The sequence below is a fragment of the Paenibacillus sp. BIC5C1 genome (assembly GCF_032399705.1).
GTDB classification, from domain to species: Bacteria; Bacillota; Bacilli; order Paenibacillales; family Paenibacillaceae; genus Paenibacillus; species Paenibacillus taichungensis_A.
Window position 1 is genome coordinate 4,047,471 of record NZ_CP135922.1, and the last position, 23,038, is coordinate 4,070,508.

The 23,038-nt window shown below is 43.0% G+C and carries 22 protein-coding genes and 2 pseudogenes; 5 read left to right on the top strand and 19 right to left on the bottom strand.

Going from position 1 to position 23,038, the window contains the following annotated elements:
- Positions 1 to 48: 48 nt before the first annotated feature.
- Both RS891_RS17960 and RS891_RS17965 read right to left on the bottom strand, forming a co-directional pair.
- A complete protein-coding gene (locus tag RS891_RS17960; RefSeq protein WP_315792742.1) occupies positions 49 to 513 on the bottom strand; it encodes a phage tail protein in 465 nt (154 codons plus the stop codon).
- Positions 514 to 532: 19 nt separating this feature from the next.
- Complete coding sequence (locus tag RS891_RS17965; RefSeq protein WP_113054346.1) at positions 533 to 1,012, bottom strand: GyrI-like domain-containing protein; 480 nt, start codon at positions 1,010 to 1,012, stop codon at positions 533 to 535.
- Positions 1,013 to 1,119: 107 nt separating this feature from the next.
- Here RS891_RS17965 and RS891_RS17970 point away from each other — a divergent pair, with 107 nt between their 5' ends.
- A complete protein-coding gene (locus RS891_RS17970) occupies positions 1,120 to 2,082 on the top strand; it encodes a helix-turn-helix transcriptional regulator (protein ID WP_315792743.1) in 963 nt (320 codons plus the stop codon).
- A 191-nt stretch (positions 2,083 to 2,273) separates the two neighbouring features.
- Here the strand turns inward: RS891_RS17970 and RS891_RS17975 are convergent.
- The 3 genes and pseudogenes from RS891_RS17975 to RS891_RS17985 all read right to left on the bottom strand — a co-directional run.
- A pseudogene (locus RS891_RS17975) lies at positions 2,274 to 2,769 on the bottom strand (hypothetical protein); the annotation flags it as partial.
- The gene (locus RS891_RS17980) at positions 2,769 to 3,284 is read right to left on the bottom strand and encodes a P-loop nucleotide/nucleoside kinase family protein (RefSeq protein ID WP_315792744.1); all 516 of its coding nucleotides are present in this window, start codon (positions 3,282 to 3,284) and stop codon (positions 2,769 to 2,771) included. The gene RS891_RS17980 and the pseudogene RS891_RS17975, both read right to left, overlap by 1 nt.
- Before the next feature lie 49 nt (positions 3,285 to 3,333).
- Positions 3,334 to 4,245 (bottom strand): helix-turn-helix transcriptional regulator, encoded by a 912-nt coding sequence (locus RS891_RS17985; RefSeq protein WP_315792745.1) that lies wholly within the window; start codon positions 4,243 to 4,245, stop codon positions 3,334 to 3,336.
- Positions 4,246 to 4,354: 109 nt separating this feature from the next.
- Here RS891_RS17985 and RS891_RS17990 point away from each other — a divergent pair, with 109 nt between their 5' ends.
- Both RS891_RS17990 and RS891_RS17995 read left to right on the top strand, forming a co-directional pair.
- Positions 4,355 to 4,819: a VOC family protein gene (locus tag RS891_RS17990; protein WP_315792746.1), complete on the top strand. Its 465-nt coding sequence runs from the start codon at positions 4,355 to 4,357 to the stop codon at positions 4,817 to 4,819.
- Complete coding sequence (locus RS891_RS17995; RefSeq protein WP_315792747.1) at positions 4,809 to 5,390, top strand: YdeI/OmpD-associated family protein; 582 nt, start codon at positions 4,809 to 4,811, stop codon at positions 5,388 to 5,390. The genes RS891_RS17990 and RS891_RS17995 overlap by 11 nt, the downstream gene beginning before the upstream one ends.
- 150 nt (positions 5,391 to 5,540) lie before the next feature.
- Here RS891_RS17995 and RS891_RS18000 read toward each other — a convergent pair whose 3' ends face one another.
- From RS891_RS18000 to RS891_RS18020, 5 genes are all read right to left on the bottom strand, one after another.
- A complete protein-coding gene (locus RS891_RS18000) occupies positions 5,541 to 6,509 on the bottom strand; it encodes a hypothetical protein (RefSeq protein ID WP_315792748.1) in 969 nt (322 codons plus the stop codon).
- A complete protein-coding gene (locus RS891_RS18005; RefSeq protein WP_315792749.1) occupies positions 6,506 to 7,000 on the bottom strand; it encodes an RNA polymerase sigma factor in 495 nt (164 codons plus the stop codon). The genes RS891_RS18000 and RS891_RS18005 overlap by 4 nt, the downstream gene beginning before the upstream one ends.
- Positions 7,001 to 7,331: 331 nt before the next feature.
- Complete coding sequence (locus tag RS891_RS18010; protein WP_315792750.1) at positions 7,332 to 8,396, bottom strand: Gfo/Idh/MocA family protein; 1,065 nt, start codon at positions 8,394 to 8,396, stop codon at positions 7,332 to 7,334.
- Between the two features lie 157 nt (positions 8,397 to 8,553).
- Positions 8,554 to 9,444 carry an AraC family transcriptional regulator gene (locus RS891_RS18015; RefSeq protein ID WP_315792751.1) on the bottom strand — a complete coding sequence of 297 codons (891 nt, stop codon included), beginning with the start codon at positions 9,442 to 9,444 and terminating at the stop codon, positions 8,554 to 8,556.
- 273 nt (positions 9,445 to 9,717) lie between these two features.
- Entirely contained in the window at positions 9,718 to 10,398 is a 681-nt protein-coding gene (locus RS891_RS18020) for a TetR/AcrR family transcriptional regulator (RefSeq protein ID WP_315792752.1), read from the bottom strand.
- A 171-nt stretch (positions 10,399 to 10,569) separates the two neighbouring features.
- On the opposite strand from RS891_RS18020, the gene RS891_RS18025 reads away from it, so the two are divergent.
- Positions 10,570 to 11,922 carry an MATE family efflux transporter gene (locus RS891_RS18025; protein WP_315792753.1) on the top strand — a complete coding sequence of 451 codons (1,353 nt, stop codon included), beginning with the start codon at positions 10,570 to 10,572 and terminating at the stop codon, positions 11,920 to 11,922.
- Positions 11,923 to 12,019: 97 nt separating this feature from the next.
- On the opposite strand, the gene RS891_RS18030 is transcribed toward RS891_RS18025, so the two are convergent.
- The 7 genes and pseudogenes from RS891_RS18030 to RS891_RS18060 all read right to left on the bottom strand — a co-directional run bounded on the left by RS891_RS18030 (position 12,020) and on the right by RS891_RS18060 (position 19,626).
- Positions 12,020 to 12,658: a sugar O-acetyltransferase gene (locus tag RS891_RS18030; protein WP_315792754.1), complete on the bottom strand. Its 639-nt coding sequence runs from the start codon at positions 12,656 to 12,658 to the stop codon at positions 12,020 to 12,022.
- A 197-nt stretch (positions 12,659 to 12,855) separates the two neighbouring features.
- On the bottom strand, positions 12,856 to 13,077 hold the full coding sequence (locus RS891_RS18035) for a DUF896 domain-containing protein (protein ID WP_076289250.1): 222 nt from the start codon (positions 13,075 to 13,077) through the stop codon (positions 12,856 to 12,858).
- A 66-nt stretch (positions 13,078 to 13,143) separates the two neighbouring features.
- Positions 13,144 to 13,260 (bottom strand): annotated as a pseudogene (locus RS891_RS18040) (LLM class flavin-dependent oxidoreductase); the annotation flags it as partial.
- A 288-nt stretch (positions 13,261 to 13,548) separates the two neighbouring features.
- Complete coding sequence (locus RS891_RS18045; protein WP_315792755.1) at positions 13,549 to 15,183, bottom strand: type 2 periplasmic-binding domain-containing protein; 1,635 nt, start codon at positions 15,181 to 15,183, stop codon at positions 13,549 to 13,551.
- Positions 15,184 to 15,259: 76 nt separating this feature from the next.
- Positions 15,260 to 16,156, bottom strand: a complete 897-nt coding sequence (locus RS891_RS18050; protein ID WP_113054359.1) for a carbohydrate ABC transporter permease — start codon at positions 16,154 to 16,156, stop codon at positions 15,260 to 15,262.
- 1 nt (position 16,157) lies between these two features.
- Entirely contained in the window at positions 16,158 to 17,051 is an 894-nt protein-coding gene (locus RS891_RS18055; RefSeq protein WP_113054360.1) for an ABC transporter permease, read from the bottom strand.
- A 109-nt stretch (positions 17,052 to 17,160) separates the two neighbouring features.
- Positions 17,161 to 19,626, bottom strand: coding sequence for a beta-mannosidase (locus RS891_RS18060; RefSeq protein ID WP_315792756.1), 2,466 nt, complete (start codon positions 19,624 to 19,626; stop codon positions 17,161 to 17,163).
- A 127-nt stretch (positions 19,627 to 19,753) separates the two neighbouring features.
- Between RS891_RS18060 and RS891_RS18065 the strand changes: the two genes are divergently transcribed.
- A complete protein-coding gene (locus tag RS891_RS18065) occupies positions 19,754 to 20,614 on the top strand; it encodes an AraC family transcriptional regulator (RefSeq protein ID WP_181586642.1) in 861 nt (286 codons plus the stop codon).
- Positions 20,615 to 20,847: 233 nt separating this feature from the next.
- Here the strand turns inward: RS891_RS18065 and RS891_RS18070 are convergent, their stop codons facing one another.
- On the bottom strand, positions 20,848 to 22,311 hold the full coding sequence (locus tag RS891_RS18070; protein ID WP_315792757.1) for a sensor histidine kinase: 1,464 nt from the start codon (positions 22,309 to 22,311) through the stop codon (positions 20,848 to 20,850).
- 1 nt (position 22,312) lies between these two features.
- Positions 22,313 to 23,029 (bottom strand): response regulator transcription factor, encoded by a 717-nt coding sequence (locus tag RS891_RS18075; protein ID WP_315792758.1) that lies wholly within the window; start codon positions 23,027 to 23,029, stop codon positions 22,313 to 22,315.
- Positions 23,030 to 23,038 lie beyond the last annotated feature (9 nt).

Sequence of the window (23,038 nt, forward strand, 5' to 3'; positions counted from 1 at the left end):
TTTCAATGGGGCTATGCTCTGCTTTCTCCACATGTGCTTTTGCCCACTTCAATACTCTCTCTTGATTACAAAAAATGAGCCCCGAATGGTTCCAGCTAACTTAGATTTCTGTCTGGCAAACTTAAACTTGCCTTCCAACTCCGCTGGAACTTCCATCCCCTCAGAAAGCTTAAAACCCACGGCCCGTTTCTTAGGGTCATCCACCGTATACATAACATTGAGTCCAAGACCATCTTCATAAAAGACGTAGGAAAATCGAATGTTTTCCACTTGAAAAGCTGACGTCTCCAAAGGCTTGGCGGCAAACTCAATATCACGTTCTTCCTTCAAAATTCGTGTTACATAGTCAAGGGTGTCCTGACTTTGGCTAGCAGGAACAACCGTAAATTCATGCTTATATTTGTTCATAAAGTAACGGGCTTCATTCGCACGCAAACCTGCAAGCGCTGCTGCTACTGGTGAGGACTCTAATCCGACCGTAGACACATTTTTAAAATCAACGATATACGACATCCCGATCTCTCCTTCAAGTTTATTTCCTAATTACAGGAATCCATATTTCACCAAATAACAAACCGTTTCGTTGTCCCATCTCAACCGTAGTATTTGGCCCACCAACATAAGCATAATTCGTTTCCGTTGGAAGGACTTGACCAAAAGCCACGCCAGTAAGGTTATTACTTAACTCATCGGACGTTGCCCCTTCCCCCTTAACGACCAGATATTCACCTTTAGGGAATTGGATCACTCTGGTTGCTTCTGGCAGTGTTTCTTCTGTCATGACGCCAGCATAATGCATCATCTTGTTATTCACCGCTTCGTTCACGGCAAAAATATAGTCATTTGTCGCTATTGCTTTTAAAGAGTCCAGACTTCCATCTTCTTTCACAGCCGACCAAAAATCAGCCTTTTCTTTGTTAATACCAGCATAGTCTGTGTAGTTGCTCTTAAGCTCAGTTCCAATACCCAAAACGATAAAGCTGTCTTTTTCTTCAAAATTATAATTACTCATTCGTAACACCATCCTCTTTAAATTTATCTAAGCATTTGTCTTTTCACTTGATGAGTTTATAATAACCTTAAATCATGTCAAATTATGATACTGTTTAGGAGGACCCGATGAAAAAAGTAGAACGGATTAATATCATCATGAGATATATCAACAACCGCGCTCACTTTACCATTTCTGAAATCATGCGGGAATTTAACATCTCTCGTTCGACCGCTATTCGAGATATCCGAGAGATTGAAGCTATGGGCATGCCACTTGTCGCTGAAGTTGGGAGGGATGGGGGTTATTTTGTCATGAACAACTCTGTCCTGCCTACGGTCCGCTTTACCGATAATGAGATCAAAGCTCTTTTTCTCGCCTTTATGGCAACCAGAAATCAACAACTCCCTTATTTAAAGAGTCGTCAGTCTTTAACTGAAAAGTTACTGGGCCTTATTTCCGAAAATCAGCAAGATGACCTTGTTCTTTTAAATCAAATATTGCTTTTTGAAGGGACCAACCCCCATAATCCCGACTTGCTTGATTTGTCAGACCTGCCCCACCCTATGCTGGAAAAACTCATCCAGCTTCTTCTTATAGAGAGCTCTTTGTTGGTTACCATCCAAGAAGAAAGGGAAATAAAGTCTTATCCCATTTATCTCCTGCACCTTTATCGTGAAAAAAGCCTGTGGATCATTGAAGGCTTCGACTTGGAGGAAGAAAAGAGACGGATTTTATCTGTCGACAATCTCACCCATATTGAACCTTTTCCTACGAAGAAAAAGGTAAGTAAGAAAAAGATTTTAGAAAAATTAAGTAAGCAGGAAGAAATGATCAACCTTGTCCTTGAACTTGGTCCAAAGGCGATTGCACAGTTCAAGAAATACCACCCTTTAAAGCTTTCACTTTCTTATACGAACCCTTACCAAACTACTGCCGTTATAAAGACGTTTATCAATGTTCGTCATGCAGAAGAATTAACCGAAATATCCAATTGGTTGCTTTTCTTAGGTGGAGATATCCAGGTCAAGGAGATGCCAGAAGAAATTTTAGCATGTGTACAAGAGAGATTAAACTTATATTGCCCTTAAGTAGTGGATAGTTAAAACCAAATAAAATTTGGACTTAATCGTGCTTTTTATTATCTGCTGTTTCTACTGAGATCTACTATGGAACATTATCCCAATTGCCCTAAGCTTTAAGGAAATGTTTAGCGATAAAAAAACGTATTAAGGAATTATCTACTCAACACGTTTTCCTGGTGATCTACAACTCATTTACATCATCTGTTATTGTTAAGCTCTTCAAAGAACTTAATATTAGTCTCGAAATCAGGCACGGTTTGAAATTCTTCAGCTTGTTTAACTAATCTTACAACCTTATCATTATAAGGTGTTGAGAAGTGTTTCAATTCGTTCCTGATTGTTTCATCGGCAACACGGACGCACTTACCATACTAATATCAAGATCAAGCACGACGCCATACTCCACGTTTAATGCTGCAGATAGGCCGCTAAATGCATTGTTAATAAGCAATTTGGACCACTTCGTGCCCATCAGGTTATCGGAAATATGTGTTCCACCCACAAGGTCTAGTATAGATTTGATCTGTTGAATTCTTTCGGTTGTTTCACCATTTAATACGACAACAGGTCTTGTAGAACGGACTCGTTATATGGCTGTTTAGTTAAAAGCAAGACTAGATCATAAGTTCCTGACAAGTCGTCAGGACTAATGGCCTTCACCTTTGCCTGAAAATCCGCAGTGCCACTGGTTTTCATCTAAAGTGCTGTAAAATATCATTTACTGATTGCTCAGGTGACTGCTCCGAACTGTCCAGCCAAAATCCGATTTGAGGCGTTTCCTTCAAAAAGTCTGAATACAAATTCTCTACCGTAAAGCCAGTGTACCCGACCTTTCCTCTTGATTTTTCACGCTCTTTTACTACCTCTACCTTAGGACACAGCACAACTAACTGAACCGGATAACCCTTTAACTGGTCCATCATATAAACTAATTCCGCACCATAGTAATTATCCTGCAAAACTACAGAAAAGCCATTTTCATAGTACGTTTTTGCAGCATTTGCGGCTAACTGATAACGTAAATATAATTGACGGACTGCTTCTTCCGACGGTTCAGCAGACATGTCTTCGTGTCCGGATACAATCATGCGACGGAATATATCACCACGCAGATGCACGGCTTTTCCCAGCTTGGAAGCCAGCAGCTCCGACACTGTTGACTTACCAGAAGCCATTAAGCCTGTAATTAAGCAGATCACTTTTTCCATAACTAGTACCTCCTTTTATCATTAAAAGAGAAACATTCCACATGGGTTCTTAGACATATTTATTTATCATGGCATTTAGAAACTCCCGGAATTCTTCAACATATGCTTTAGGTTCTAAGATTTCCAAATCCGTTCCAAAACTAGCTAAAAACCGAAATCCAAAGTGGTTTTGTGGCATATCTATTTCGGCTATAAAGAGTTCAGAATTGTAAGCTTCAATCCTTTTTTGACCGTATCTTTCAATAAATTGATCTTTTATTCGACGTGAGATCAATACTTTAATTTTAATTAGTTTAGGTTGATAATATTGCTCTGTTTTCTGTTCAGTCACATAATCTCTAGCAACAAATGTTTCGATATCGATCTTCAGATTATCCGTTCTGGACAATTTAAAAGTTCGATATTCCATTCGATCTAAACAAAACCCCTTCAAATACCAACTCATTTCACTAAATTGAAGCTGGTATGGCTCGACCCGTCTCTGCGACTTGACTCCACTTTGATCTATATAATCAAATGTAAGCAACCTGCCTTGCTCTATTGCTTCCTGACAAGTCTTAAAAATTTGTACAATTTCAGGACGACCATCCCAATTGTAAAAAGACAGTTGAATTGTACCTCCCGAAGTCGTTGAACCTATCATCGATTCAATCTTTTTAAGCGTTGATTCTACTTCGTCACTAAAAAGAATTTTTCCCAATCCGCCCAGTGCAGTCAATATATTTTCTAAATCTTTGCTCCTTAAAAGCCGTTTGTCTATTTTGTATTCATCCATAATTCCGTATCCACCGTTCACTCCATTTATAGCATAAATGGGAATGTTGGATAATCCAAGTGTTTCCATATCACGTAGAATCGTTCTTTTGGATACATTGAATAATTTAGCAAATTCGGTGGCTGATACCACATTCTTTTGCAGCAAGATCATGATGATGGATATTAATCTTTCAATTTTGTTCATGATAGTCCTCTTTAGGTAAATAAATTTTGATCATAGTTATAATAGGTGACAATTTAGCTGTCACCTATTATAGCTTACACTTCATGTATTACAAGAAGGAGGTTTTATCATGTCAGTTATTGCATATTTAAATTTTGATGGGAACACAGAGCAGGTCATCGCGTTTTATTCAGAAGCATTGAACGCAAGTGAGGTAAAAAAAGTAAAATTCAAGGATTTTTCACAAGATCCAAACTATCCTTTGCCAGAAAATGAGTTGAATATGATTATGGAATCATCGTTAGAATTCGCAGGTGGAAAAATAATGATGTCGGATCTTCTTCCTTCGATGAAAAATGTAACGGGTGAGCTGGTTAAAGGCAACAATGTAATCATTAGTATCATTATTGATGATAAACAGGCAATGGAAAATTACTTTTCTAATTTGTCTGTAGGTGGATATGTGATTATGCCTTTATCAGAAATGCCTTGGTCTTCCTGCTTCGGAATGTTGGTTGATAGATTTGGTATCGTTTGGAAGTTTAATAGCGACGCTGATACATTCCTGGATAGTGTAATTTCTAATGCTACTTAATGAACTGCTTCCAGCAAAGTCAAAAAGCGAAATGAGATCTTGGTTTCAAGAACATTGCCTGACTGAACATTTTTGCTGGATCGTTGTGAGTATGAAATCAACACCAGGTACGCTGCTGTATCTGGATGCTGTTGAAGAAGCCTTGTGTTTTGGATGGATTGATGGACAAAAAAAGAAAATTTCCGAGACTCAATTAGCCCAAAGGCTATCTCCTCGAAGCAAAAAAAGTTCGTGGACTGAACTGAATAAAGAACGGGCCCGTCGCCTTGAATCGTTGGGCTTGATGACAGATGAAGGTCGAAAGGCTCTACCTGATCTCAGTTACGAATCATTTAAAATTGACCCTATTATTGAGCAGAGGTTAAAAGAGGACACGGATATGTATCAGAATTTCTCCGCATTCCCAGATCTTTATAAAAGAATTCGAATCGACACAATCCAAAGCTATAAATCTCAACCTGAGTTATTTAACAAAAGATTAGATAAATTTATAACTAACACCAAACAAAATAAAATGTATGGCAATTGGAATGACAATGGACGCCTTTACACCCCAAACACCTCACCTTGAATATTCAGGTGAGGTGTTTGATAATAGCAAGCGACATGATCGAAATTGGAATTTCCAACTTATCAATCAATGATCATTTGAAATTTTATCAGTCATAAAGATTTGATTGGTGGAGTTGCTTTATTGGATTTGTTGAGTCAAACTCCTTGATTACTCACCCAGGTTGTTCCAGAATGCTTGGAAGGAACCTTTCTCGATTTCGAAGAATACTGGTACATTGCCGTAACGAACCAGACCTTCCCCAAACAGGACTAATTGGACATTCGTCTTATCTTCGAGCGTCAGGTAGATGATCTTGCGATCTTCCTGCCCGTAAAGGCGCTCCTCCAGTTCAGGGCTTGTTGCTATAGGTTTGGCAGCATATAGCGCTGAGATAAAGTTGTTCAGTGATTTGTCCGCTGCGAGCAGCTGCATCTGCTGCAAGCCGTTGTTCCAGCTGGCGAAGGTCTCCCACTGCGCCGAAGCGACGTTGCCTTCGAGATGAAGCTTGCCGATCAGGTCTTCGCCACTGCCGATAGTGATGCCGTTGCTCTGGTCAAACAGTTGGGCGTACCCCTTACCATCGATCTCGGTGTAGGACATGATGCGGAAATTCGTGTCATAGCCGTTGACCGCATAGATGTCTGCTTCTCCAATGTTGGAGGCAAGCTCCGTGTACTCATTTTTGTCGCTCAGCTCATGAATGCCCCCTGTCGTAGTTCCGAGCTTCTCGCCTCGCAGGGCAAGCGCATCCGCACCGTCAAGTGATGTTGCGGATTGTGTATAGACATTGCCCTGATAGACCACCAGTTGAAGCATAGCGGCCTTCACGCCATTCTTGGAATCCGGCAGCTCCATTTTTGGAATCACCACCGGGTCGAATGACGCGCTCGGTGTGACCTGTGCCACCTGCGTCGCTGGCGCGGCTGGACCGATAAATTGCTGCCATATGCTTGGCGCCGCGAGTCCAACACTGGCAGCTATGACGACGCTCGCTGCAATGTATAGAGGTTTTCGCTTTCGCTTTTGTTCATGACGTTGTGTGTTTAAGGTTTGCTCTATCCGTTTTTTCATTTGGTCACTTGTTTTCATATGGTCCACCGCTTTCTTATAATTTCGTTTGAATTGTTCCTCATTCATAGGGGTTCTTCTCCTTCCAGCTCCAGTTTTAACAGCTGTCTTCCCCGCTTCAACCGCATCTTCACTGCAGACTCGCTGATCTGCAGAATCTCGCCGATTTCCCGGATCGGATAATCTTCGTAGTAATACAAATGAACCACCGTTCTATACTTGACGGGCAGTGACAGCACGAGTTCAATCAGTGCCTGATCTTCGGGGTTGTCTGTCGTAAGGGGATCTGCTCCCTCCAGCTTGACCTCCCGTTTGCGCCAGCCTCTGCCTAATAAGGATTTACAATGATTGGTGATAACCCGGATCAACCATGCTTTCTGATGTTCTGCATCGTTAAACGTAGGGGCTTTTTTCATTAACTTGATGAAGGTATCCTGAGTGGCTTCCTCCGCGTCCTCTCGCCTGCCGAGGTGCACCATGGCAATACGGAACAGCGTATCCGCGTAAGTCTCATAGACTTTCATCATATGATCTCCCCGTTGGGGTATTGATCGCTGCATGGTTGTTCTGCCCTCCTTTATATCTCTAACACTCTCAAGGACGGCATTTGGTCACATTTTGTTGTAAATTTAATATTTAGATATTTTTCTAACGGATGACCGACCAACCTCTTGCTCGCAAGGACGGATATGGATTTGTAAGATAAAACAATAAAAAGCCGCTAAAATAGCGACTTTGACGATTAAAAACCAATTGGGATTCATCATAGAGCGGAGCTTCTTTTGGCAATAATTAAACTTATTGGGGATTTAAACAGACAAAAAGCCGTCATTATGACGGCTCACATGTTTTAACGCATCTATGATAGTTACAGCAATAACAGAAAGCGTGTTAAATACTTCTATGGATCACAGATTTGGTCTCTGCTGCCTCAAAAATGGTCTCAATCAGTACAAGTACTCTGTGAACTTCATCATTCTTAATTGCTATCTCAGATTTCCCTTCAAGAACAGAGGCAAAATTTTCATAAAAGCTTTGCTCTTCCAAGTCCGGCTTTTCTATTCCAAACTTTAGTGTGGACTGTTCGGACGGCGGCGCCATCGTTTTGGTCAATCCCTGCCCCGCTTGAATAGGTTTCGGCTCTATATGTGCAACATCCGGATTTCGAGTGATAATCTCTCCACTCAAATCCCAGTCCCTAATCACTGCAGTACCTTCCGTTCCTTTCAGATACCATCTCGGTAACTTCACATAATTGGTCGTTCCCACTTCAATAAGTGCTGTCAGGCCATCTTTAAACGTTATATAACTCGTAAAACCATCATCCACTTCGGTTCCCAAAATATAACTCAAATTAGCCGAAACACTTTCAATTTGACTATCTGTAATCTGTAGCAGTTGGTCCAGCAAATGCACGCCCCAATCCAGCAGCATACCTCCACCGTAATCCTTCAGCTGGCGCCAATCGCCAGGAATGCCGTTGGCTCCTTGAACCCGGGATTCCAAATGGAATAGCTCCCCAAATGTCTTCTTATCGATGATGTCCTTGGCAGTCCGGAAATCGTCATCCCAGCGACGATTTTGATGGACCGTAAACACGCGTTTCTCCTCGTTCGCTACCTTGACGATATCATTAAAATCCTTGCTGGTTATTGTAACCGGTTTTTCGCAAATTACATGTTTACCAGCCTGCAGAGCTTGAATTGCTATATCTTTGTGAACATCATTAGGGGTAGCAATCAAAACGATATCCACCAGCTCATCTGTTAGAACAGCATCCAGATTTGCGTATGTTTTATAGCCGGCTTCCTTACCCAATTCCATCCGATATTCAACAGTATCGTATACCCCAATTACGGAAACCTGTGATACAGGCTCAATTAACTGGCAATGATAGCTGCCCATCCCCCCAAAGCCAACAATTGCTATATTATAAATTCGGTTATTCATTTTCATCGTCCTTTCCCTTTTTGAATATGCCTACATGTTAGATTTCACACAGCAAACTTTATGTAAAAAAGATGAGTGGCTGCGACCTTGATTTATGCAAGATGTATAGCACCTCAACTTGTTTAATACCCTTATCATACAAGTCTCACAAAAGACTATCTTCCTATTTTCTTGCTGTTTTATTCCCGGATATTGTCATGCGATACTTTAAAGGCGATGTGCCCGTCGCTTCCTTGAAGAAGTGATGAAATGTCTTAACGCTATTGAATCCGGCCTGTTCTGCTATTTCGGTAATCGAATAATTTTCATTGAGCAAAATCCATTTCGCTTTATTAAGTCGATATTCATTTAGAAAAGTTACAAAGGTCATTCCAGTATTTTTCTTAAAAAACTTAGTGAAATAATAAGGGCTGAATCCTATATAGTCGGCTACGTCTTTTAGTATAATTGATTCCTGGTAATGGCTTTCTACATATTCAAAAATTCGTTCCAGCTTTAATAGCATTTCTTTGGTCGGAGTCAGGATATTTTCCGAGATTTGGGGTCGATGTTTCTCACTCCCCCTTGGTACTTCTCTCAGAATAAAAGTCAACATTTCGTAAAGTTTGGCCTTGATCATATATGCATAGCCCTCTTTGCGCTCGTAATCTTCTGTGCTTATGTTTTGAAGAAGAGGAAGAAGCTTGGTTGCCGTTTCACGAGGCCAGTTCCTGCTGGATTGCTCTATTTCAGTAAAAATGTCACGAAGCGACCGATCATCGTAAATTAGTGTTGATACGTCTTGGAACAGACTCAGATCAAATTGAATAACAATTCGCTCACTATCAGGGGACGACAAAAAAAAGTGGACGTCACCGCCATTAATGAATTGGACTTCCCCCTGCTTCAGACGGATTACCTGGTCATTCAATCCCAAATCCAGGCTTCCCTGGGTAACATAAATAATTTCAATTTCTTTATGCCAGTGAGGATAACAGAGCACATCTCCTTGGTGAATAAAGCTTCGAAATGGGAGTCTTTTGTCAAGTTCCGGGATTTCCAGATATAAACTCATGTACGCTAACTGTCCTCCTTATATATGTTGCCTTCAATATATCCTGTAACCGTTCTCATAAAAACCTCTTGTGCAAATTCCTTATTTTCATTCTCTGTAGTTCCAATAATAATTCAAAAGGATATGTTTATAAACGTTTTTCTAATAACAATTGTTGTGAGTATTCCTGCGTCATCAATTCGATTTTGAAGGTAACAGTGCGATATAAAATTTAAAAATAAGCCTTATCAAAAACCGCAAATCCGATATTCGGATGTGCGGTTTTTTGACATTTTAATTTTCTTGTTCCTTTATCACCTGCTCAATTCCCGACAAAATCAGCTTCAAGCCGAACTCAAACGCTCCATCGCTCCCCATCATCTCAAACAGCCCACCCTTGTGCATTCTCCGGAACAGTCCTGCTTCTGTTTCGCTCATGGAATCCAGAAGCTGTATCATCTCCCCGCCCGGATGCTCTCCCTGGTCCTTAGTCATAACGGAGACCGTGCGCTGATGCTCATAATTATCCAGAACGAAGAAGAAAACATAGTTCACAAGCGTAAGAACGGCTTGCAATTTCTGCTCTTGCTCAAGTGGCGTCGATTCCATGCAGAGAAGCATACGGTTGGTGAAGCGAATCATGTCCGGCTCATGTGGTAGGGTCTGCATCATAAGCTGCGTGGAGCAGGGATAACGGCGGAGTACACTCCGTATCGATATTGCAAGGCCCTCCATTTGCACCTTCCAGTCCCCGTCGGATTGGAATTCGTTCAGGATCATTTTCGATATCTGGTTGGCCAGATGCTGGTAGAGATGCTGCTTGCTCTTAAAGTACCAGTACAGAGAAGGAGCTTGAATACCCAGACGATCGGCCAATCGCCTCATACTGAATTTCTCAATGCCTTCATCCCCCAGAAGCTCCCAAGAGGCTTCCAAAATCTTATCCTCCGAAATCTGAGGCTGTTGTTTTTTCATCCGTATCCGCCCTTTTATCTAACAGTGTAAGATTATGCTTTACAGGTTCATAAGTTCATGATAACATCTAACACTGTAAGGCACAAGCTAACACTGTTAGATTGAAAATTGGAATATCGTTCGAACTCCAAATCATTTCAAAAAATAAATGAAGAAAGTAGTGACTCACACATGGATGCAGAAAACCTCCATTATTTTGAAAAAGCACCGATCGCAAAAGCCGTAGCACACTTCGCTGTACCGATGATGTTAGGTACGTCGATGAGTGTCATCTATTCTATCCTGAACGCCTATTTCCTTGGTACATTAGGCAATACTGCCATGTTAACCGCACTCGCGCTAACCTTGCCATTATTCGCGGTGATTATGGCGCTCGGCAATTTGATTGGTATGGGTAGCGGTACATTCATCTCCCGTTTGTTAGGTGAAAAAAGATATGATGATCTAAAACATGTTTCCTCATTCGCTTTTTACAGCAGTTTAGTTCTTGGTCTTATCGTAATAGCCATCGGCCTCCCGCTGATCGACCCAATTGTTCATAGCCTGGGAGCAACGCCTGAATCCTTCGGATTTACAAAAGACTATGTCACGATTATGCTCATCGGTTCACCATTCGTCATATTATTCTTCACGCTGGAGAACATCGTGCGCTCGGAGGGTGCAGCAATCACATCCATGGTCGGTATGATTCTAAGTGTGGTTGTAAATATTATTCTTGATGCAATCGTCATCTTCATCTTCCATTGGGGGATAATCGGCGTTGCTTCTGCAACGGTCATTTCTAACCTAGTTGCCAGTATTTTTTACGCATTCCATATGGGATATAAAAGCCAATTCTTAACTGTCTCCGTAAAATGGTTCAAGGCTTCCAAGGAAATTATGAGTAATGTTTTCAAAATTGGAGTTCCTGTCTTTATTATGAGTATCTTCTTGGGTGCAATGTCGCTCATTTTGAACCATTTTCTTGTCGAATACGGAGATCAGGCCATAGCGGGGTACGGAATTTCATCACGTTTGTTGCAATTTCCTGAGTTTATTCTGATGGGCTTATGTGAGGGAGTTGTGCCATTGATTGCCTTCTCTTTTACAGCGAATAAATTACGCATGAAGCATACCATTGGATTCACGATCAAAGCGATTTTGGCGTTAGCTGTTGTGTTCGGGGTTATCGTCTATTTGATTTCCGACCACTTAATTGGTTTATTTACGAATGACCCGCAATTAATTGAAATGGGTAGCTACATTCTACATGTGACGTTCCTATCCTTGTTCATTACAGGAATGACATCGTTGTTTGTGGGGATCTTCCAAGCAACAGCGCAAGGAACCGCAGCATTTGTTATGTCAGTCATTCAAGGAATTACTCTGATTCCTGTACTCTATATCGCCAACCGATTGAATGGCTTCCATGGGGTTGTATGGTCACTCGTCATTGCCGATGTTGTCGCGTTTCTTGTTGGAGCCATCATGCTGTATATTCTTCGTAACAAATTGCAGCCGGATTTAGAGAATCTAGTGCATTAGAAAACAGTTAATAAGCTTTCCACCTAATCAACGAATTACTAATCAAAATAAGAAAACCGTTCCTCTTGTCTAGGAACGGTTTCTTATTTATGTGTTTTTATTCAATTACGCTGCAATCAGCAAGAACTTCTGGTTTATAGCGCATGCTGTCCGATTCTGTGATTGGACGAATGACTCTGCAAGGTACACCCGCTGCAAAAGATCCTTCAGGAATATCTTGGGTCACTACACTTCCAGCGCCAATGACGCATCCGTCGCCAATGGTAACACCGCCGCATACGGTGACGTTGGCCGAAATCCAAACATCATTTCCGATGGTGACAGGTTTAGCATAACAGAGCGACTTAGGTTCCCCGTTTTGGTCCAGCATTTGTCGACGTTCTGAAGCAATGAAAGGGTGAACCGGTGTAACAATGGTTACGTTAGGTCCAAAGCTGACGTGATCACCAATGGTAACCTTAGCATCATCCTGGACGGTCAGATTATAGTTCGCAAAAAAATGGTTACCGATTTCTGTGTGAACGCCATAATGAAAGAAAATGGGCCCTTGCATAAAACAACGCTCTCCTTTTCGACCCAGAATCTGCATGAGTAATGCTTCGCGTTCTTCCGTTTGATCCTCAAAAGTACGACTGTATTGACTACTAAGATTGTGAGAGCGAAGCTTAATAGCCTTAAGATCAGGATGGCCGGGGCTAAATAAGATCCCATTAAAAATACGTTCTTCTTCAGTCATGTTATCAACTCCTATTATAAATACTTCGATACATGAATCAACCAAACTCACTTTATACAATACCTTTATAATGAATATTTATAAAGTTTATAAAAAGCATCCTACGGAATCAACTACAAAACAAGTGTATTTATCCACACCATTTCTGTCAATGAATACTCGGAGGCTTTTCGTTCTTCCAACAACGTTTATTTTCCTTACAAACTGATTCCCTTTTCGTTTCGTACTTTGTCCGGTGTTACATCATTTCCATCTGGATCAAGTATGGTAAGCACTGAAAAAGTGTTTAGAACTTGCCCACGAATTTCCCGTAAATAGTCCTCTCGTAATACTTGTTGTTCAACTCGTTCCGCATTGGTCAAACCTTCTTCACGCTCTTTTTTCGCCAATTCATTAATGCGACCTAAATGTTTAATCATCCTTTTCCTCTCCTTCTTTACAATTAATCTTACTGGTAGTCTAGCACCGAAATGCATACATTGCACCTATTTATTAGATAACGCCGGGAAATATGGAACCACTTCCTGCCCTAATTCTTGAATCACCTCTTCAACCGGTCGTGTTCCATATTTCAAGTTGAATGCAAGATGATTCATACCTATTCCCACATCCCCAGAGCTTGGAACATTGGAATAAGACTCTATCGAAAATAAATCCGAGCGTAAGTTGGTCTTCTTTAAACATGTTTGTATAGTCCAGATGTGAGTCAAATTTATTCATTTCCTGACCTCCGCAAAAATATCCAATATTCAGTTGCAAAGGCAATGATAAACCATATGACCTTCAGAAAACAGTACGCACAATTTTGTTCTATAGGATAAAATTTGTGATATTGTATACTTTTTTATACCAAACGGGAACTGTCACGTTCGACAGTCCCCGTCTCCTAATTACTGCTTGCCTTGAAGCTCCTCATGCCATTCCTGTTTGAGCTCACTCCAATGTGCTCGTTTTTCCAGTGCAGCCTGGAAATCACTCCAAGCCTGTTCAAATTGTGAGTCATCCTTAGCCATAATCAGCTTGGCTTTGTACTCTTTTCGCACATTATCAAGTTCAGGCAAATATTTCTCCCATAAGCCGCCCGGTTTGGCCTTCACCATATCGTAGTTTTCAGCAACCCGGGTCCCACCCATTTTGCCAATCTTTTCGGTGAATTCGATCGTTTTAAATCTTCCTTTCGGATCAGTAACCCCATAATTCCACCACGGATACCAGTCATTACTATAGGAAGATGTTGCGTAAAGCTCTGGCGTCGTGCTTGCCTTCTTCGCCTGATCTCCAGAGTCATGCAAGGATTTATATTTCTCGTCCGTGTACACCCATTTTCCTAACGGTTTATCCACCCAATCCCAGAACACTCCTGGCGGACCTTCATTCACCACCTGCTGCTGTTCAGGCTTGGGCTGTAGTGTATAATCGAAGAAAGCAAGAATGGAATCGAGATTTTTAGTATTTTTATTGATATATACGTCATTGGCAGGATAAGGATTGATAATCTGATTAGCGCCAATCTCACTCACGCCATCCACTTTTGGATAGGGAATGACATCATAGTACCATGCCGGATCGGTTGGCCCATCAAGAACCTCCCATAATTGGGCGTCCATATTAAAGAACCCACCTGCATTCATGGCTACACGTCCTGATTTGTTTTTCTCTTTGTATCGCTCCTTCTTGTCTGTAATCGCTTCATGATCCAGAAGCCCTTCCCGGAACATGTTGTTCATCCATTGGTAAGCCGCTTTATATTGTGGATTGTCATAGATAAACTGATAGTCATTACCTTGCTTCTCTACTGGAATGACGCCGCCCGCTGTGCTGACCGTAACGCCAAATGTACTCAGGATGACATTTTCATCGCTTGCGTCAGAGAGAAAACTAAGGGGAATCAACGGTTTCCCGTTTGCATCTTTCTGCTTAGCCGACAATCTCAAATACTTCTCTATACCATCCAACGATTTCAGATCATCCATCGTCATGCCGATTTTCTCCAGTACATCTGTACGGACAAACCAGCCATAGGAAGCCCAACCAGGCCAAGGATCATCGGGATTTTGATCAAACCATGTCGGAATGGAATAGATATGTCCGTCCGAAGCTTTCATCTGATCCAGATAGATTTTCGGAATGGAGGCCAATCCAGGATATTTATCCGGCATATCAAAGTATTGCTCCAGCGGAAGAACGCTGCCCGAACGCGTCATCGCAGTGGTCACGACATCACTACGTGAGAACAGAGCTGCATCATCAAAACCACCGGTATTCAATTTCAGGTTCAGCTCGGTCATTACATCGCCCTGCGTAGCCTCCAGCCGAACGTCTATGCCCGGCTCCTTTTCTTTCCAATACATTTGGACCATGCTTTGGTTATTAATTGTTGCATTCCACCCCAGCCATAGCTTAAAGGAATTTGCAGAACTGCTGCCGCTCTCCGTACTGCTGCTTGAGCATGCTGTTATCCCAAACATCAGTAGAGCCAAGGATAATAGCGCCAGCTTTCTTCCCTTTTGTTGACGTAAACTCATCACATGTGTCCCCCTCGGTTATTTTGAATTTGTATAGGATTAGAAACCCCGTTCTGTTACTTCATTTTTCATTGGGTTATCCTTTTACTGAGCCGATAAGCACACCTTTTACAAAATACTTTTGCAGGAATGGGTACACACACAGGATTGGAAGCGCACTTACCATGACTGTCGCCATTTTGATGGACATGAGTGTAACGTTAGAGAGCATAGTGCCCCGGGCAAGCGCTTCCTGATTATTGTTGGATCCGAGGACAGTCGAGATATCCTGGGCAGACAGCAGTTGTTGCAAAAACGTTTGAACCGGTATCAGATTCTGATCTGAAACATAAAATGCGCCAGAAAACCAGTCATTCCAGTGCCCTACTGCAGTAAAAAGGCCAATGGCTGCAAGCATGGGTTTCGAAAGCGGCATAATAATAACGAAGAGAATGCGGACCGGATTGGCGCCATCAATCTCAGCCGATTCGATCAGTGCTTCCGGAATCCCCTGGATGAATTTCATCATCACAAACATATTCCACGCCGAGAAAGCGGACGGAATGATATACACCCAGAATGAGTTTAATAATGACAAGTGATTAAGCTGGATATACAAAGGGATTAATCCGCCACTAAAGAGCATCGTAATCAGCACGTATCCCAGGAGGGATTTCCTGAAAGGAAGCTGCCGATAGGACAAGCCATAAGCCGCCAGAAGTGTGATGAGTAAGCCGACAAAAGTGCCTACGATTGTTCGGGATATCGTAATTAAGTAGGCATGTTGAATAACCGAATTTCCAAGCACAACTTCGTAATTGTACAGAGTAAACTCCCTGGGCCACAGATAGACACCGCCTTTTGCGGCATCGCTGCCAACGTTTAAGGAAACGGCGAGCATATACGTGAATGGATAGATTACCGAGATACAGAGAAGTGCCAATAGAAACACAATAATTGTCTGGCCCACCCGTTCCCTTATAGAAGTTCTCATATTACCAAAGCCCCTCTCCGTTGAACTTTCGCGCCATCTGATTGGTACATAGTACCAACACCAGACTGATGACTGATGAAAGGAGACCCACTGCAGTGGCCATTCCAAAATAACCTTGCTGCAAGCCATTGCGTAAAATATATGTGTCTAGCACATCCGCGACTGGCTGATTAGCCGGATTCATCAGAGGATAGATTTGATCCATGCCCACTGCAATCAATCCAGGCATACTGAGAATCAACACGATGGAGATGGTCGGCATGATACCCGGCAGGGTAATGTTGCGAATTTGTGCGAGCCGTCCTGCTCCTTCCACCCTAGCGGCTTCATAGAGCTGCGGGTCAATCGTTGTAATTGCCGCCAAATACAAGATTGTATTCCAGCCTACCTCCTTCCATAGACCGCTCACTACGATCATGGGCCGGAACCACTCCGTGGATCCCAAGAAAAAGACTGAATCTCCTCCGAACTTCTCTATCAACTGATTGACCAATCCGCCGTCCAACGTCAGCAGGGATTGCAGAATGTAAGCCACCACGATCCACGAAAAGAAATGCGGAAGATAACTAACGGATTGAACAAACCGCTTGTATTTGTTATTTTTCACCTCATTGATGAGCAGTGCCAAAATAATAGGAGCTGGAAATCCGAACACAAACTTGAGAATCGCAATGTAAATAGTATTCTTCACCACAATCCAGAACTGTTCATCTTGCAAGAATGAGAAGTTTTCCATACCAACCCATTCACTACTCCACATCGTGCTGCCGATGTGAAAATCCTTGAATGCCACCTGGATGCCCACCATCGGAATGTAGCTGAAGAGAAGCAGCAGGATCGCACCAGGTAGAATCATTACATATTGCCAACGGTATTTTGCCAGTCGTTCAATCATTTAACCACCTCTGCCATCAGTATAGAGATCAATTGAAAGCGGTAACATACAACAACGATCGGATTTCTATCGATTGGATTGGCAAGATCAGAAAAGGCGAAGTAACAACTTACAAATCAAATACGCTGCGTACAATTAGCTGTGATTGCAGTTCTTCAAGGGATGCCGGTTTGTTGAGATCATCTTTCTTCAGAGAAACGGTCTTTCTTTCACCTGCTGACAAATCAAAATAATTGTTACTGAAAATACCGTCTAATTCACTGAAATCCAGTTCCACAAACCGTGCAAAGGCTTTCGAATTAACCGTAATAACAAAACGATCCTCTTCTTCTATCATCGTGGTCTCAATTGCAGGATCAACAAAACCAAAATGCTTTGGCTTCACAAATAACACCGTACCTTCGCTGACAACTTCACTATCCACCACAAAGGAAAACTGTAAATACGTATTCCGTTTCTTAGCAGTTGTATCGAGCATCTCAGTGAAATCAAGCTGTTCGAACAATGAGGTTGATAACGCTTTCAATTCGATTACTTTTGAAGAAGCTACGATTTTATTGGATTGCGAATCCATGAGCCTCCATTTCAATTCTCCTTGTACAGCTCTCCTACTCTCATTCGATACGTGAAGGTCTACCTTCGAACCATCTTCCCGAGCCGATACAAGAACAGGCGCGAAAAAACGTTTGGCTGCATAATGCAATGCTTTCCAGCGACCAAAGTAATCGATACTGGACCAGGAAGCAACAGGCCAGCAATCATTTAACTGCCAGTACAGTGCCCCCATACAGCGACCACGATGTCTGCGCCAGTGCTCTACCCCACATGAGATACCTTCAGCCTGAATGAGCTGTGAAGCGTATAACAGAGAATTGAAATCTTTTGGCAAGCGATATGTCTCCCCGATGTAATACAGAATTTTCTCATTACCCGTACCATTCTTCTGATGAGATTCCATGACCGGAGAGAAGATATTGCGATCTTCCGGCAATGTAAATGTCTCAATGGTCTTGTGATTCGGAAAGGATTGCAATCCGAATTCGGACATGTAGCGCGGGTACAATGTGCGGAATTCGGTAAAAGGTTTCTTGCCATGCCATACATCCCAGTAATGCATGTCTCCGTAATTTTCATCGTTTGGATTGTCAAAGCTGCCTTTGGATGAAGGTGAAGCTAACCAGTAGAACGTGTTTGGATCATATTCCTTCGCTATAGCCGGAAGTAATACCTCGTATTGCTTAATATAGTCTGCTTGTAACTGTAAGGATGTTTTCTTCGCCCAGTCCCACTCAACCCAAGCCATCTCCTGCTCATTGTTTCCACACCAGATTCCCAATGAGGCATGATGACGCAAGCGTTTCATGTTATCGATGGTCTCTTTTGTAATTGATTGCTTGAATTCCTCAGTCAGTTCATATACACCGCAGGCATACATCAAGTCCTGCCATACAATCAAGCCGTATTCGTCGCACAAATCATAAAAGTAATTCTCCGGATAATGTCCGCCACCCCAGACACGAATTGTATTGAAATGGGCTTGCGCACAGCTCTTGATCAATCGTTCTGTCCGACCTGGGTTACAGCGCGGCAAGATGTTATCTTCCGGAATATAGTCAGCACCCATAGAGAAAAAGGATATACCGTTCACTTCGAATTCGAAGGACTCGCCCCACTGATCCTGCTCTTGTTTAACAGTTAATGTTCTCAGTCCAATGCGCTTAGCATCACGATCCAGTTCCACGCCTTGTTCCATAAGCGTAACGCTCAGCTGATACAATGGCTGTTTGCCTAGACCATTCGGCCACCATAACTCGGGATGGTCCACTTCGATCAAGATATGATGATCCGCATCATTCACGACAGATGTGCATCCTTTCAATGTCTCCCCGGAAGGAGTATCCAATGTGACCGTGATCTCCCGCTTTTCTTCGACCCAACCAGATGCCCTTACGCGAACATCTAATGTCACTTTGCCTTCGCTATGCATCTGTGTAATGTAGACATCTTCCAAACGGGCATGATTATAGCCTTGAATGGAGATATTCCGCCAGATTCCCAAATCAGGTAATTGTGGCCCCCAATCCCAACCGAACATGGAGTGTGCTTTACGCAAATGGGAGATTCCTTCCACTGCATCACTGCAGTTAATCAACGGGCGCTCGGCTTGTTTACGCAGTACATACTCCACAGGGGAACGCAGAATAATGTGTATGGTATTTTCACCTTGTTTGATAAAGGAGGTAATATCGATTTCATAAGTACTGTGCATATTGCTTACATTCGCGATATTCATTCCATTCAGAAACAATTCGCCAATCGTATCCACCCCTTCACACAACAGGATGATCTGGTCGTGTTTAAGATCCGCTGCGCTCACTTCAAAAGAGTGTTTGTATTCATAATCATAATTGCACAGTTCAAGTGCCGCTTGCTCATGCTCGCGGTAGTAAGGGTCTTCCATTTGTCCAGCTTGAAGCAAATCATTAAAGACCGAGCCTGGAACCGTCGCCCGAATCCATTCGGCATGATCCACTCTCTTCATTTGCCAGCTGCCATTGAGATCGATAAGCAACATTTGTGATACCTCCTGATGTCTTTGTAATCTATTTCATTCTATCAAGAGGCCTCCATACTTTCTTATGTTGTGTTCACGGATTTCGTGTGCTATTTTGACATTAACAATAATTGGAGAGGTTCGAGCCATGATCAAATACACAGCGTCTACTCACATCCATCCCGACCTGCTCGTAGATCCATTCTGGGTCGATTCCTTATCGAAAGTATCACCTGAGCATACCCATGACTTTTACGAATTCTTCATTCTAAGTGAAGGGCAGTGCCAACATATCGTCAATGGAAGAACCCAGCATTTAAGGCCGGGCTGCCTTGTCTTTATTCGACCGGACGATATTCACCGTTATGAGCCGGAAGGCACTCAGGACTGCCGTTTTCTGAATAGCCCTTGTCGATCCGCAGTAATAGAAGAAGCTTTGGCCTACTTGAATGAACAGAAGTATGCACAAGGGCTCTTGCAGGCTCCCGTTCCCCAGATTGCCATGTTATCTCAGTTAGAAATGACAGAGATGGTTCGCAGCTTTGAACGGATTATGATGCTCTCCACAGTGGATAAGAAGAAAGCTCGCGTATACGCAAAAGGGCTGATTATTCAAATTTTTACGCAGCATTTCTTTGAGTTGGATACCATTGAACAACCCATTCTCCCGCTGTGGCTTGAGCATGCGATTTCCAAAATGCAACTGAAAGAGAACATGAATCGTGGTCTTCATGCCCTCTATGAATTGTCAGGTCGAAGCGTTGGTCACGTGAACCGTGCCTTCCGTCAATATCTGAATCAGACACCAACAGAGTATATTAATCAGCTTCGGCTGAATGTAGCCAAGAACTTGCTGCTCACGACTGAGCTTCGCGTGCTTGAGATTGCACTGGAAGCGGGATTTGAGAACGTCAGCCACTTCTACCATCAGTTCAAAAAATACTATAATCAAGCTCCGCTAGATTTCCGTAAAAACGCGACAATGAATAAGGAATCGCTGCTGCCATAAGGAATTCAAGGCACCCATATTGTGATATCTGCAGCATGCCATCCATCATATCCGAATCCAAAGTTTAAAAAAGCTCTCCCTATAGTGCAGGGAGAGCGGAGTAAACACAAAGCAAAATAAGCCGAGCATTGATATTGGCTATTGGCGACACGAACCCCTTCGAGCATTCCCTCTATTTCTCTCACTTCGAGGTTAGGTGCAACTTAGAAGGATATAGTTGCCGTCCTTTTCTTTCAGATATGTTGAGCCGCAGGGAAGCCGAACGAGATTACAGCTCCTCCTTCCTTACGGTTGGTGGCCTGAATCAGACCGCCGCACCGTTCCACAATGGCCCTGGCAATCGCCAGACCCAATCCGGACTCACCGTCTTTTCCTTTGACAAAACGGTGGAATAAGGTGGGCAACAGCTCCTGCGGAAAGCCGGGACCGTCATCTGAGACGGATAGCGCGATCTTTCCTTTTTCCAAGTTTGCAGTAATGTGAATTTCTTCTATAGCGTATCTTGCAGCGTTCGTCACGACGTTGAGCAGTGCCTGCAGCAGTTTATCCTGATCAGCCATGACGAACAGCTCCTTATTCTCCGAGCAGGCGATATGGAGTGTTAGTCCTTTCTTTACAAGCAGCGGATTGACTCGTTCGGACGTTTCCTTCAACAATTCGTTCAGACTGACTTTGGAAGGTTTGAAGATATCCTCTTCGCTATCCAGCTTCGCAAGCAGCGTCATTTCGGTGACAATCTTTCCTAATCTGCCACTCTCCCCCAGGATCACGTCCAGTCCTTTACGGACATTCTCCCCTTCAAAGATTCCATCTCGAATGCCCTCCGCATAGCCTGCAATGGACATCAGAGGGGTCTTCAGCTCATGAGAAGCATTCTGGAAAAACTGCTTCTGCACCTCATTGAACCTGTTCAGTTCACCAGCCATCTCGTATACCGTCTGTGCCACAGCTCCAATCTCACCGCCAGCCTTGACCAGCTGAACATCCGTGAAATGACGTTGTTTGACCTTCTTAAGTTCCTGCTTCAGATTCATCAATGGCTGAATCAGCCTTTTCGTAATAAACAAACTGAGCAGGAACATAATGGCCCCAACAATACAGATCACCAGGATGAGACGACCCAGAAGCGCCTGTTCGATAGCTTTAATCTTGCTCATAGGAGTCAACAGAGTCAGTGTTCCTTGGGGGATGGGACTGACATCCATCACATAACGTCCATCCGTTCCCTTCCACAGGTCCTTGATGCTGGACGAAGTGACCGCTGTGTATTTCGACAAGTTTGCTGGTACGACTTCAGTCAAGGTGTTACTGCTCGCCATTCCGGTTGTACCACTTACAGACAAAGTCCCCGACAGCACATTTCCGTTAAAATCAGTGACAAAGGCTTCAACATCCGCAGGAATGAGTGTTGAAGGAGCACTCATAGCCTCTCCCGTTACCAACTGTACGGACTGCATTCCCGTAATGTTTGAATTAGGCATCGTGACAGCAGTTCCAGTGGTAAGTACAGGACTCATTGTGAGATCTCCCGTTTTCGTTATAGAAGCAGACATCGCTGCACTTAACGTCTTGAGATCATTTTTCTCTGTCCCAATGAAATGATCCAGCAGCACGTAATGAAGTAAAACGGCCGTGACGGAGAGAATTAGAACCAGTGACAATCCGAACGCAAGGTTAATTTGATGAACAAGTTTCATATTACATTTCACTCCGATCTGTACGCATACGATACCCGTGTCCCCATACCGACTCGACGGGAAGTTCCTCAATCTTTTTGCGAATCCGCTTAATTAAATGATCCACGGCACGGTCACTGCCAAAATAGTCTTCTCCCCAGACAAAACTGAGCAGCTCGTCCCTCGTAAACGCACGATTTGGATGTTCAGCCAGTACCTTGAGCATGGTGAACTCTTTGCTGGTCAGGTCCACTTCTTCCCCTCGCCATAACGCCCGCCTCTCTTCCAACATTAATTGAAGCTCCCCCATATCGATTCGTGGCGTCGCCGCTTCGCTTACAACAGCTCTTTCTTCCGTACCGGTAAGTCTAATCCAACGTTCCAGCTGCCGCTTGATACGGGCTACCAGCTCACGGGGGCTGAAAGGCTTCACCAGATAATCGTCACTGCCCAGTTCAAGACCAAGAATTTTGTCCACCTCATTATCTTTCGCCGAGATCATAATAATAGGTACCTCTCCTTCATTACGGATGCGTTTGCACAATTCATAGCCGTCCATTCCGGGCAGCATAATGTCCATCACCCACATGCTCGGCGGACTTATTCTATATAAAGACCAGGCATCCTCGGCATTAGCAAGGCCTATTGTTCGATAGTTTTCTTTGTGCAAATAAGCTTGAATCAGTGTGCGTATATTCTCGTCATCGTCTACAACCGCGATGAGGTAATCGTTATTCATGAACGGGGC

Coding starts and splice junctions, on each gene's coding strand:
- RS891_RS17980 (WP_315792744.1), bottom strand. CDS start 3,284: ATGGAAAAAGTGATCTGCTTAATTACAGGCTTAATGGCTTCTGGTAAG.
- RS891_RS18020 (WP_315792752.1), bottom strand. CDS start 10,398: ATGAAAAAACAACAGCCTCAGATTTCGGAGGATAAGATTTTGGAAGCC.
- RS891_RS17985 (WP_315792745.1), bottom strand. CDS start 4,245: ATGAACAAAATTGAAAGATTAATATCCATCATCATGATCTTGCTGCAA.
- RS891_RS18010 (WP_315792750.1), bottom strand. CDS start 8,396: ATGAAAATGAATAACCGAATTTATAATATAGCAATTGTTGGCTTTGGG.
- RS891_RS17995 (WP_315792747.1), top strand. CDS start 4,809: ATGCTACTTAATGAACTGCTTCCAGCAAAGTCAAAAAGCGAAATGAGA.
- RS891_RS18070 (WP_315792757.1), bottom strand. CDS start 22,311: ATGAAACTTGTTCATCAAATTAACCTTGCGTTCGGATTGTCACTGGTT.
- RS891_RS17970 (WP_315792743.1), top strand. CDS start 1,120: ATGAAAAAAGTAGAACGGATTAATATCATCATGAGATATATCAACAAC.
- RS891_RS18045 (WP_315792755.1), bottom strand. CDS start 15,183: ATGAGTTTACGTCAACAAAAGGGAAGAAAGCTGGCGCTATTATCCTTG.
- RS891_RS18015 (WP_315792751.1), bottom strand. CDS start 9,444: ATGAGTTTATATCTGGAAATCCCGGAACTTGACAAAAGACTCCCATTT.
- RS891_RS18065 (WP_181586642.1), top strand. CDS start 19,754: ATGATCAAATACACAGCGTCTACTCACATCCATCCCGACCTGCTCGTA.
- RS891_RS17965 (WP_113054346.1), bottom strand. CDS start 1,012: ATGAGTAATTATAATTTTGAAGAAAAAGACAGCTTTATCGTTTTGGGT.
- RS891_RS18035 (WP_076289250.1), bottom strand. CDS start 13,077: ATGATTAAACATTTAGGTCGCATTAATGAATTGGCGAAAAAAGAGCGT.
- RS891_RS18005 (WP_315792749.1), bottom strand. CDS start 7,000: ATGCAGCGATCAATACCCCAACGGGGAGATCATATGATGAAAGTCTAT.
- RS891_RS18060 (WP_315792756.1), bottom strand. CDS start 19,626: ATGTTGCTTATCGATCTCAATGGCAGCTGGCAAATGAAGAGAGTGGAT.
- RS891_RS18030 (WP_315792754.1), bottom strand. CDS start 12,658: ATGACTGAAGAAGAACGTATTTTTAATGGGATCTTATTTAGCCCCGGC.
- RS891_RS18025 (WP_315792753.1), top strand. CDS start 10,570: ATGGATGCAGAAAACCTCCATTATTTTGAAAAAGCACCGATCGCAAAA.
- RS891_RS18075 (WP_315792758.1), bottom strand. CDS start 23,029: ATGAATAACGATTACCTCATCGCGGTTGTAGACGATGACGAGAATATA.
- RS891_RS17960 (WP_315792742.1), bottom strand. CDS start 513: ATGTCGTATATCGTTGATTTTAAAAATGTGTCTACGGTCGGATTAGAG.
- RS891_RS18000 (WP_315792748.1), bottom strand. CDS start 6,509: ATGAATGAGGAACAATTCAAACGAAATTATAAGAAAGCGGTGGACCAT.
- RS891_RS18050 (WP_113054359.1), bottom strand. CDS start 16,156: ATGAGAACTTCTATAAGGGAACGGGTGGGCCAGACAATTATTGTGTTT.
- RS891_RS17990 (WP_315792746.1), top strand. CDS start 4,355: ATGTCAGTTATTGCATATTTAAATTTTGATGGGAACACAGAGCAGGTC.
- RS891_RS18055 (WP_113054360.1), bottom strand. CDS start 17,051: ATGATTGAACGACTGGCAAAATACCGTTGGCAATATGTAATGATTCTA.